Below are 724 nucleotides of genomic sequence, written 5' to 3' on the forward strand. Positions count from 1 at the left end.
CCACGTAGAAGACGAGCGTGAGGACGTAGAACGAACAGGTCGCGCCGGCCACTTCGAGCAGGATGCGTGCAAGAAATACATCGACCGGCTTGACGTTGCGATGGAACAGCAGGCTGAGGTTGGGCGTGAGACCACCCACGCAGCGCGTTGCGCAGTTGCGCCACAGCAGGACCGTGGAATAGCCGGTCAATGCGAATTCCACGATGGGAACGTGGTGACCGTGCGTGGACCGTGTGATGTACCACAGCGCCGCAATGCCGAGCGTGAACGTCATGGGCTCGACGAACAGCCAGAGAAAGCCGATGTTGTGCCGCCCAAAGCGCGTGATGATCTCGCGCATGAACAGCGCTGCGATGACGCGCGTCTGAATGGTCAGGGAATCGCGAAACGGCGTAGCGAACATGGGCGTTACTCCAGCGTGTGTTCGCGGATACCCGAAAGCAGCAGCGAAAGCAGCCCCCAGGTGACGAGCCCCATCGTGAATACGATGAGCACGGCGCGCAGGCGTCTGGGTTCTTCGGCCGCGTCGGGCAAACGCGGTTGCACGACGCGCGCGATATAGAGCTGTTTTTTCGCCGCCTCGCTGCGCGCCTGTTCCTGCAATGCGAGCGCACTCGCCAGTTGCCGCTCGGCGAACTGCTTCTCTATGCTCAGGCGTTCGAACTCGCGGCTCCTTGCCGCAAAGCTGCCGTCGCCCCTGCCCATCACCTTGGTGGAGACTGCA

General features: G+C 62.0%; 1 protein-coding gene and 1 pseudogene. Both read right to left on the reverse strand.

The annotated features are described in order from the left end of the window. Positions 1-403 (reverse strand): ABC transporter permease (locus tag PXJ20_RS32895; RefSeq protein WP_421057513.1); only part of this gene is annotated, 403 nt, incomplete at its 3' end. A 5-nt stretch (positions 404-408) separates the two neighbouring features. Then, a pseudogene (locus PXJ20_RS32900) lies at positions 409-724 on the reverse strand (hypothetical protein); the annotation flags it as partial.

Source organism: Paraburkholderia sp. A1RI_3L (genome assembly GCF_048957895.1).
GTDB lineage: Bacteria > Pseudomonadota > Gammaproteobacteria > Burkholderiales > Burkholderiaceae > Paraburkholderia > Paraburkholderia kururiensis.